The 9,922-nt window shown below is 39.5% G+C and carries 10 protein-coding genes; 9 read left to right on the top strand and 1 reads right to left on the bottom strand.

Going from position 1 to position 9,922, the window contains the following annotated elements; all coding sequences use genetic code 11:
- The first annotated feature begins 243 nt into the window (after positions 1 to 243).
- The 3 genes from miaA to spoVK all read left to right on the top strand — a co-directional run bounded on the left by miaA (position 244) and on the right by spoVK (position 2,609).
- Positions 244 to 1,200, top strand: a complete 957-nt coding sequence (gene miaA / locus BFU02S_RS12515) for a tRNA (adenosine(37)-N6)-dimethylallyltransferase MiaA (protein WP_235842054.1) — start codon at positions 244 to 246, stop codon at positions 1,198 to 1,200.
- A 26-nt stretch (positions 1,201 to 1,226) separates the two neighbouring features.
- Positions 1,227 to 1,457, top strand: a complete 231-nt coding sequence (hfq, locus tag BFU02S_RS12510) for an RNA chaperone Hfq (RefSeq protein WP_066371148.1) — start codon at positions 1,227 to 1,229, stop codon at positions 1,455 to 1,457.
- Between the two features lie 201 nt (positions 1,458 to 1,658).
- Positions 1,659 to 2,609 (top strand): stage V sporulation protein K, encoded by a 951-nt coding sequence (gene spoVK / locus BFU02S_RS12505; RefSeq protein WP_066371146.1) that lies wholly within the window; start codon positions 1,659 to 1,661, stop codon positions 2,607 to 2,609.
- Between the two features lie 121 nt (positions 2,610 to 2,730).
- On the opposite strand, the gene BFU02S_RS12500 is transcribed toward spoVK, so the two are convergent.
- On the bottom strand, positions 2,731 to 3,339 hold the full coding sequence (locus tag BFU02S_RS12500) for a trimeric intracellular cation channel family protein (protein ID WP_066371137.1): 609 nt from the start codon (positions 3,337 to 3,339) through the stop codon (positions 2,731 to 2,733).
- Between the two features lie 196 nt (positions 3,340 to 3,535).
- Between BFU02S_RS12500 and hflX the strand changes: the two genes are divergently transcribed.
- From hflX to BFU02S_RS12470, 6 genes are all read left to right on the top strand, one after another.
- Positions 3,536 to 4,795, top strand: coding sequence for a GTPase HflX (gene hflX, locus BFU02S_RS12495; protein ID WP_066371129.1), 1,260 nt, complete (start codon positions 3,536 to 3,538; stop codon positions 4,793 to 4,795).
- Positions 4,796 to 4,810: 15 nt separating this feature from the next.
- Positions 4,811 to 6,082, top strand: a complete 1,272-nt coding sequence (locus BFU02S_RS12490) for a methionine gamma-lyase family protein (protein ID WP_066371127.1) — start codon at positions 4,811 to 4,813, stop codon at positions 6,080 to 6,082.
- Positions 6,083 to 6,279: 197 nt separating this feature from the next.
- On the top strand, positions 6,280 to 6,654 hold the full coding sequence (locus BFU02S_RS12485; protein WP_235842053.1) for a MerR family transcriptional regulator: 375 nt from the start codon (positions 6,280 to 6,282) through the stop codon (positions 6,652 to 6,654).
- A gap of 29 nt (positions 6,655 to 6,683) precedes the next feature.
- A complete protein-coding gene (glnA, locus tag BFU02S_RS12480; RefSeq protein WP_066371123.1) occupies positions 6,684 to 8,018 on the top strand; it encodes a type I glutamate--ammonia ligase in 1,335 nt (444 codons plus the stop codon).
- A gap of 305 nt (positions 8,019 to 8,323) precedes the next feature.
- On the top strand, positions 8,324 to 8,845 hold the full coding sequence (locus tag BFU02S_RS12475; RefSeq protein WP_066371121.1) for a hypothetical protein: 522 nt from the start codon (positions 8,324 to 8,326) through the stop codon (positions 8,843 to 8,845).
- A 130-nt stretch (positions 8,846 to 8,975) separates the two neighbouring features.
- Positions 8,976 to 9,860: a DUF1906 domain-containing protein gene (locus BFU02S_RS12470; protein ID WP_066371120.1), complete on the top strand. Its 885-nt coding sequence runs from the start codon at positions 8,976 to 8,978 to the stop codon at positions 9,858 to 9,860.
- Positions 9,861 to 9,922: the final 62 nt, after the last annotated feature.

The raw sequence follows: 9,922 nt of genomic DNA, 5'->3' as shown, positions 1-9,922 counted from the left end.
GGATCCATTATAGAATTTGAGGGTAAATGTTGTTTGTAAATGAAACGTTATGGTTTTGTAAATTGGAACGCGCAATATTTCATTTCGTTTAAAAAATGACAAAATAATTTCATTTATCTATGTGCATAGAAAAGAATTTTTTTGTATATACTTATTTGATGTTCAACTGCTTTACAAAAATATGGTACGATTAATGGGTGAAGATCATCTTCACCGAAAATGGTAGAAGGCAGTGTGAAGAGCTTGGATGATAAACAGAAACTATTAGTCATCATTGGTCCTACAGCGGTAGGGAAAACAAAACTAAGTATTGAATTGGCCAAACGGTTTAATGGGGAAATAATTAGTGGAGATTCCATGCAAATTTATCGAGGAATGGACATTGGAACGGCTAAAATTACCTGCGACGAAATGGAAGGAATCTCCCATCATTTAATCGACATAAAAGACCCGGATGAAAATTTTTCTGTTGCCGAATTTCAACTGCTTGTAAGAGCCAAAATAAAGGAGATTGCTGATAGAGGAAAGCTTCCGATCATTGCCGGAGGAACAGGGCTATACATTCAATCTGTTATTTATGATTACAAGTTCGCAGATGTTCCCGGCGATGAAAAATTTCGCCGGCAGCTGGAGGAAAAGGCCGACAGAATCGGAGCAGAAGCACTGTATAAGGAGTTAGAGAAGTTAGACCCTAAAGGTGCTGCTGTAGTCCACCCAAATAATGTTAGAAGAGTTATCCGTGCATTAGAAATTTTCCATTTGACCGGTCGGACAATGCAGGAATTCCAAAGTACGCAACAGTCTGATCCGTTGTATCAAACGGCCATAGTCGGCCTTATTATAGAACGGGAAAAGCTCTATCAACGTATAAATTCCAGGGTCGACCTTATGATGGAGAAAGGACTTTTACAAGAAGTAACTATGCTTTATCAGAAAGGGCTGCGTAATTGCCAGTCGATCCAGGCAATTGGCTACAAGGAAATTTACGATTATCTGGATGGTAAAATATCGCTTCCGCAGGCAATAGAAAATTTGAAACAAAATTCTCGCCGCTATGCCAAGAGGCAATTAACTTGGTTTCGGAACAAAATGAATGTAAAATGGTTTAATATAACAGATGTGAATGACTATGAAAAAAAAATTGAGGAAATTTCACATTATGTTGAAGGAAAGCTTCGAATAAAATCGAATACATATTAGTAGAGATAAAAGAGGAGGATATACAAATGAAAACCACCATTAATATTCAAGACCAATTTTTGAACCAATGCCGTAAGGAAAACATCAATGTGACGGTATTTCTGTTAAACGGATTTCAATTAAGAGGCCAAATTAAAGGCTTTGATAATTTTACAGTTCTGTTTGAATCAGACGGAAAACAGCAATTAGTATTTAAACATGCGATTTCAACCTTTGCACCGCAGAGAAATGTTCAGCTTGAATTGGAAAATCAATAATATGCACCATTTGGAGCCTTTTCATAAGGCTCTTTTTGTTTTATAGAGAATCTTTTTTTAATGAAAGTCATTTTTGCTGAATACAAATAGAATGAAGGTTTATGCGTTTTCTATTTACATTTCCGTTTCATGGAGTTGTTAAGTTATTCAACATAGAACCTGTATATTTGTATTTTGTTTGTGGAATGTGAGGTGAAAGCTTTGGATCAACCGATTCGATTGAAAAGTAACGGTCAAATCAGTGTTGTTCTTAATTCCCAAAAAAGAAAACCATTAACGAAAGAGTTACCTGATTTTCAAGTTGTTCCAAAGGTTATCCCCCCTGAGCATTCGGCCCTTAAGGAAATAGAAGAAGAGCTCGAAGCTTTGGTTGGTATGGAAGAGATGAAACGAATGATAAAAGAGATTTACGCTTGGATTTACGTCAATAAGAAACGGGAAGAAACGGGATTAAAAGCAAGAAAACAGGCGCTTCACATGATGTTTAAAGGGAATCCCGGAACAGGAAAAACGACAGTCGCCAGACTTATTGGCAAGCTGTTTCAAAAAATGAACGTTCTTTCCAAAGGTCACTTGATAGAGGCGGAACGGGCAGACCTTGTCGGTGAGTATATCGGTCATACAGCCCAGAAAACCCGGGATCTTGTCAAGAAGGCGCAGGGGGGAATTCTGTTTATTGATGAAGCCTATTCATTAGGACGTGGTGGGGAAAAAGATTTTGGCAAAGAGGCCATCGATACCCTTGTAAAGCATATGGAGGATAAGCAGCATGAGTTTATCTTGATTTTGGCTGGCTATTCCCGCGAGATGGATTACTTTTTAACGTTGAACCCGGGTCTGCATTCCCGTTTCCCGCTGGTGATTGACTTTCCAGATTATAATATTGATCAATTAATGGAAATCACCCGCCGAATGCTGGCAGAGAGGGAGTATATATTTAGCCATGAGGCAGAAAAAAAGGTAAGGGATCATTTGATATGGGTTAAAAGTGTATTGAACCCGAGCAGTTTTTCCAATGGTCGCTATGTCCGTAATATCATAGAAAAATCAATTCGGGCACAGGCAATGCGGTTGTTAATGACAAATAGCTATGACCGGCATGAACTGATAACTATTAGAAGCAATGATTTGGTGTTTGAGGAGGATCAATAATGATTTGCCAAAAGATGGCCCAAACTAGCCGATAATATTTAGAATATGTCCATATGTAAGCCGATGGTATAAATTCTTCGATAAACTAAACGAAAAAATCGACGGATGATCTCCGTCGATTTTACTGTAAACCTCTTAATTTCCGGGTAGGCAATTTCCAATCAAATGTGTAGGACAATACTCGTAAAATCGTTACAAGGATAAATAAAGTGTAGAGTTCCCAAGGACTCACTGCAATTTTAAGCCCCACAATAATTCCTGCAAGGATCGCCCAAACTGCATAAATTTCTGAACGCAATACAATTGGTTTCCTGCCAGCTAAAAGGTCGCGGATGATACCGCCGCCGCTTCCGGTTAGGACCGCGGCCACAATTACGGCACTTAGCGGATGGTCCATTTTTGCTGCATAAATAGCGCCCTGAATGGCAAACGCGGACAAGCCTATAGCATCAAATAGATTCCCCCATTTTTGCCAATGTTTCAGAAGATTAGCAGGAAATAAGAATACTGCCGTAATTGCGAGCAGGGCAATTTCAAACAGTAAACCCTGGTCCCATAAAGCTGAAACTGGCACTCCGATTAATAAATTCCGAATGGCTCCTCCGCCAAAGGCAGTGACAATTCCCAATATATAGACACCCAAGATATCGTATTCTTCTTCCATAGCAACAATAGCTCCACTGACCGCAAAAGCAATCGTTCCAATCATACTCAATACTTCCCATGTCATTTCAAATACATTCTCCTTAAAAATCTATTTTTGCCACATACATATTCAATATGTAAATAGTAATTTCTTAGTTTACAAACAATAAAATTTTATCATTTTACAAGAAACTTACAACAAAAATTTTATATAAATTAGTGTTTTGCGCTGTATTTTGATAAGATGGGTGCAAGAGCCTTTGTGAAGGGAATGATGCCGTTTGGAATATAAGGATACAAGGGAAAAAGCCGTTTTAGTCGGCTGCCAAACACCGGAAGAAGATGATCAGCGTTTTCATTATTCAATGGAAGAGTTGGTTTCATTAACGGAGACCGCTCAAGGAAAAGTATTGACTTCACTTGTGCAAAAACGCGAGCGTATTCATCCTGCTACCTATATTGGAAAAGGGAAAGTTGCAGAACTGAAAGCACTAGTTGAGGAACTTGAAGCAGAAATTGTGATATTTAATGACGAGTTATCGCCAAGTCAAAAGCGTAATCTTGCGAAGGAAATTGACGCAAGAATCATTGACCGGACACAGCTGATTCTTGATATTTTTGCACAAAGAGCCCAATCAAAAGAAGGAAAATTGCAGGTTGAACTTGCGCAGCTTCAATACATATTACCCCGCTTAGCCGGGCAGGGAACCTCATTATCAAGACTTGGCGCAGGGATTGGCACAAGAGGGCCAGGTGAAACCAAGCTAGAAACAGATCGCCGCCATATTCGGCGCAGAATTAATGATATTAAAGATCAGTTATCTGTTATCGTTCACCACAGGGACAGATACCGTGAAAGAAGAAAGAAAAATAAAACGTTTCAGATTGCCATTGTCGGGTATACAAACGCTGGAAAATTGACTTTGTTTAATCGTCTGTCTGAAGCAGAGTCATATGAAGAAAATCAGTTATTTGCCACGTTAGATCCGATGACCAGGAAATTAATTTTACCAAGCGGATTTACTGCCCTTATTACAGATACGGTTGGATTCATTCAAGATCTTCCAACCACTTTAATTGCCGCGTTCCGTTCCACATTGGAAGAAGTTAAAGAAGCAGATTTGCTACTTCATGTGGTAGATATGTCAAATCCGGATTACTTTCAGCATGAAATAACAGTTCATAAATTGCTGTCTGATTTGGAAACTAAGGACATTCCGCAGTTAACCGTTTATAATAAGAAGGATATCAAGCATCCTGAATTTGTTCCGACAGCCAATACGCCAACTATGTTGATCTGTGCTTTTGACCATGAAGATCGGCAAAAGTTAAAGGAAAGATTAGAGAAGGTCATTACTGAAATGATGGTACCGTATGAGGTTCAATTACCTTCAACTGAGGGGAAACTCATCGCTAAATTGAAAAGTGACACCATATTGCGGGAGCTTGTCTTTTTAGAAGGAGAACAAGTCTACCGATGCAAAGGATTTTCACTTCCGGACCATCAAATTACAGGACAGCTACGAGAATTTAAAGTGTAGGTAGGAGATTGTAACATGTTTCAACAATTACCAAATGGGGAAAAACTTCAAAAGCTTGTTCAGAATGTAGAGCAGCAAATTTCTCAAGTACATAAAAAAATAGAACAACGGATGGAAATTAATCAATTTCGTGTTTTGCAGAGCTTTCAAAAGCATAAAGTCAGTGATGCTCATTTCATTCCATCAACAGGCTATGGTTATGACGATATCGGCCGGGATACACTTGAGGAAGTTTATGCCGATGTATTTGGAGGAGAGGCAGGACTTGTCCGTCCGCAAATCATTTCCGGCACACATGCCATTTCGATTGCTTTATTCGGTGTTTTAAGACCGGGGGATGAATTGCTGTACATAACCGGTAAGCCTTACGATACCCTTGAGGAAATTGTGGGTATTCGCGGGAATGGTGTCGGCTCTTTAAAGGAATTTGGCATCTCCTATGACAGTGTGTCGTTGACGAAAGAAGGCAAAATTGACTGGGAAACAGTAGCAGCGAAAATCAAGCCGAATACAAAAATGATCGGGATTCAACGCTCAAAGGGATATGCCGCAAGACCGTCTTTTACCATTGCCGAAATCGGCGATATGATTCGATTTGTTAAGGAAATGAAGCCGGATGTAGTAGTATTTGTTGATAACTGCTATGGGGAATTTGTTGAGGAGGTGGAACCGTGTCATGTGGGAGCAGATTTAATGGCTGGCTCCTTAATTAAAAATCCCGGAGGCGGTATCGCCAAAACGGGCGGCTATATTGTCGGTAAGAAACAATGGGTGGAAGCCTGTTCTTATCGGATGACTTGTCCGGGGATTGGCGCTGAAGCTGGTGCATCGCTTTATAGTCTCCAAGAAATGTATCAAGGTTTCTTCTTGGCTCCACATGTCGTGGGGCAGGCATTAAAAGGTGCTGTTTTCACTGCAGCTCTCCTGGAAAAATTAGGGATGAATTCTTCGCCTAGTTGGGTTGCTAAACGAACAGACTTAATTCAATCTGTTCAATTTGATGATCGTGATAAAATGGTGGCTTTTTGTCAGGCCATTCAATTTGCATCACCCATTAATTCCTACGTCACACCACATCCAAGTTACATGCCGGGGTATGAAGACGATGTAATCATGGCTGCCGGAACATTTGTTCAAGGTGCAAGCATTGAATTAACGGCAGATGGCCCGATCCGGCCGCCATATGTTGCCTATGTTCAGGGCGGATTAACATACGAACATGTGAAAATCGCCGTATGTCTTGCTGTTGATCGGTTGATTGAAAAAGGGTTAATAAATTTAGTATAAGAAAGCATAAAGGACAGCTCGGGATGGCTGTCCTGTCTATCTATTTAAAGTATTCTAATTTTAAAAACATACATTTTAAAATTTCATGTAAGATTTCCTAACATTTAATTGACATATTTTCTAACGCAAAATATAATAACAATATGAATCACACAAGGAGGAGAAATTTGGTGAGTGGAAAGGAAATTCGTCGTTCCATGCCACTGTTTCCCATTGGAACTGTCATGCAGCTTACGGAATTAAGTGCCAGACAAATCCGTTATTATGAAGAACACCAATTAATTTCTCCGGCAAGAACAGAGGGAAACAGGCGCCTTTTTAGTTTGAATGATATTGATAGGCTCTTAGAGATAAAGGATTTAATCGACCAAGGGATCAATATGGCTGGAATTAAACAGCTATTATTGGTTAAAGAGCAGCAATCCAACATTCAAGAGGCACATACAGAAAAGGCAAAACGAGAATTAACAGATGAGCAGCTTAGAACGCTTCTCCGTAACGAATTGATGCATTTAGGGCGTATGAATCGCTCGTCATTGCGTCAAGGTGATTTATCACGATTTTTTCATTAATTAATTTTTGAAAATGGGGGTTTTGATCAATGGCAAAGTACACTAGGGAAGACATTCAACGGATGGCAAAAGAAGAAAACGTGAAATTTATCCGTCTGCAATTCACGGATATTCTTGGAACAATCAAAAATGTAGAAATTCCGATCAGCCAATTAGAAAAGGCACTTGACAACAAAATGATGTTTGACGGTTCTTCTATCGAAGGCTTCGTGCGGATTGAAGAGTCTGATATGTACTTATATCCTGATTTAAACACTTGGGTTATTTTCCCTTGGACAGCGGAAAAAGGTAAAGTTGCCCGCCTAATTTGTGATATTTATAATTCAGATGGAACCCCATTTTCTGGTGACCCGCGTAATAATTTAAAACGGGTATTAGAGGAAATGAAGGCTTTAGGTTTTACAGATTTTAATCTTGGACCTGAACCGGAATTTTTCCTGTTTAAATTAGATGAAAAAGGCGAACCAACATTAGAATTGAATGACCAAGGCGGTTACTTTGACTTAGCACCAACAGATCTAGGAGAAAACTGCCGCCGCGATATCGTATTGGAACTTGAAGAAATGGGCTTTGAAATTGAAGCATCCCACCATGAAGTAGCACCTGGACAACACGAAATAGATTTCAAATATGCTGATGCTTTAACAGCATGTGATAATATCCAAACGTTCAAGCTTGTAGTCAAAACCATTGCCCGCAAGCACGGATTGCATGCGACATTCATGCCAAAACCATTATTCGGAGTAAATGGATCCGGAATGCACTGCAACCTGTCTTTATTTAAAAATGGCCAAAATGCATTCTTTGAGCCAACTGGCGACTTACAGTTGAGTGATACTGCCCGTCATTTTATTGCAGGGGTATTAAAGCACGCTCCAAGCTTTACAGCAGTTACGAACCCAACGGTTAACTCTTATAAACGATTAGTTCCGGGTTACGAAGCACCTTGTTATGTGGCGTGGTCTGCTAGAAACCGTTCTCCATTAATTCGGATTCCAGCTTCCCGTGGTTTAAGCACACGCATTGAAGTACGCAGTGTTGACCCGGCAGCAAACCCATATCTTGCAATGGCGGTTCTTTTAAAAGCTGGGCTTGACGGTGTGAAAAACAAATTAACTCCTCCGGCACCAGTTGACCGTAACATCTATGTAATGAGCAAAGAAGAAAGATTAGAAGAAGGCATTATCGACCTTCCGGCAACACTTGCTCAAGCATTGGATCATTTAAAATCAGATGAAGTCATCGTTTCCGGACTGGGTGAACACATCTTCGAACATTTCATTGAAGCAAAAGAAATCGAATGGGATATGTTCCGCACAGTCGTTCACCAATGGGAACGCGATCAATACATGGCGATGTATTAATCCTTGAAAGCCTTGGCGCTCTAAGCGTCAGGACTTTTTTATTTTGTGGGCAAATATTACTTACTGGATGGAAAAACAAGTGCCCACAAAATGCTCAGAAATTGAAAGAAATGAATAATCATTGTATTAAATATATTTATTTTATAGGCCGCGCTGATTGTGCAGCTATTTTTTTGATTATCACTATATGGCTATATGTAAAAAAATATAATCAAAATCCGCTTTAGCATAAGCGGTTTTTTTTATTCTTAATAGAATGCTAGAAAGAGGTGAAATAAGTACATCATATTTTAAAAGCATTAAAAATGCTACCAGAAACCATTGTTCCCAAATCTTTTAAAGAACTTGAGATCTATCCTGACCGAGAAGAAAGGCATGATGATCGTGAATATAGACATGCCCATCATATATTAGTCAATGTGGAGAAACATCCTTGCTTTTGGTGCGGTAAGACTAAGGAAGAGGCAGAGGCAGAAGGAAATACATTGGAGACACACCATTGGGCTGAGCAATCTTTATGGCATAAATTTGACCAAGCCCTGGTATACAAAGATTTAAAATGGCTCGATTTCCATGGACATGCAAAAGATTTACCAGATAATTCTGCAGATCTGCATGCAAACCATATTGCTAATTTAGTGGTTTCCTGTTCTACGTGTCACCGGGAAAATGGATATGGGCTACATGGTGCTACGATCCCCTTTGTATGGGCCAGAAGGTGGCTTAAAAATAAATCAGATGATGTTCTTAAACGATGGAAACCACTACATGTTCATGTAAAAAATGCATTATTTAAAGTTGCACGTAAAAAGGGAAGCATCAATTGAAAAGCTTATCTAAAATTGATCAAGAAACTATGAAGGGATTAGAGTGGGCAGGATCAAGTTTGGACAAGTTGAGTTTCTAAACCAACGTATATTGAGCAGTCTGTTGCAAACAAAAAGGGGGTGTACAGTTATGGTAAATGCTGTAGATTGTACTGGTTTGAGTCCCAATCAAGTAACTGATTTAGCGAATAATGGAGTGAAGTATGTTGGTCGATATCTTTCTCACGCATCATGGAAAGGTCTAACTCTTGGTGAAGTAGCAAATATCAAAACGGCAGGTCTTCAAATTTTCAGTATTTATGAAACAAATCCTACCCAACCAAGCTATTTTTCCGCAGCACAAGGAGAATCAGATGCTTTAGATGCTGTTACTCTTGCAAAAGCGGTTGACCAGCCGGAAGGAACCGCCATTTATTTCACAGTTGACTATGATGCACAGGCAGGAGATCTTGAGTCCATCCTTACTTATTTCCAAGCGATCAAAAATAATTTGGTGGGCTATAAAGTGGGGGCTTATGGTTCATACACGGTTCTTAATTATCTCCATGAAAATAATGCGGCTGACTATTGGTTCCAAACAGTCGCCTGGAGCTATGGACAACGTTGTAGCTTTTTAAATATTTATCAGTTCCAAGTTAATCAAACACTTGCTGGTGTGAATGTTGACTTTGACAATTTAGTTACAGCCGATATTGGCGCCTGGGGGAAAAACGGTTGGGTAAAGCAAAATAACACCTGGTATTACTATAATAACGATGTTCTTGTTAAAAATGCTTGGGCAAAAGATTCCAAAGGGCTATGGTATTACTTGGGCGATGACGGGGCCATGTTAACAAGCAGATGGGTAAAATACAAGGATAAATGGTATTACTTAAAAGCGGATGGAAGCATGGCAATAGGTGTTATCGAGGACAATGGAAAATTGTATTACTTAGACAATACCGGTGCGATGGTAACTAGTGGTAAGGTTAACGTGACTCTTAATGTTGCAGCCGATGGTTCGCTGCATCCTTAAAAGGGGAAAAGCTCTCTTACTTTTAAAGTAGGAGAGTAATTTTTATTAATAAACTTAATCTC

It is taken from the genome of Neobacillus fumarioli NBRC 102428 (assembly GCF_001591485.1).
GTDB classification, from domain to species: Bacteria; Bacillota; Bacilli; order Bacillales; family Cytobacillaceae; genus Neobacillus; species Neobacillus fumarioli.
The sequence above is the reverse complement of the archived record's forward strand: the minus strand, read 5'-3'. Positions and strand labels throughout refer to the sequence as shown.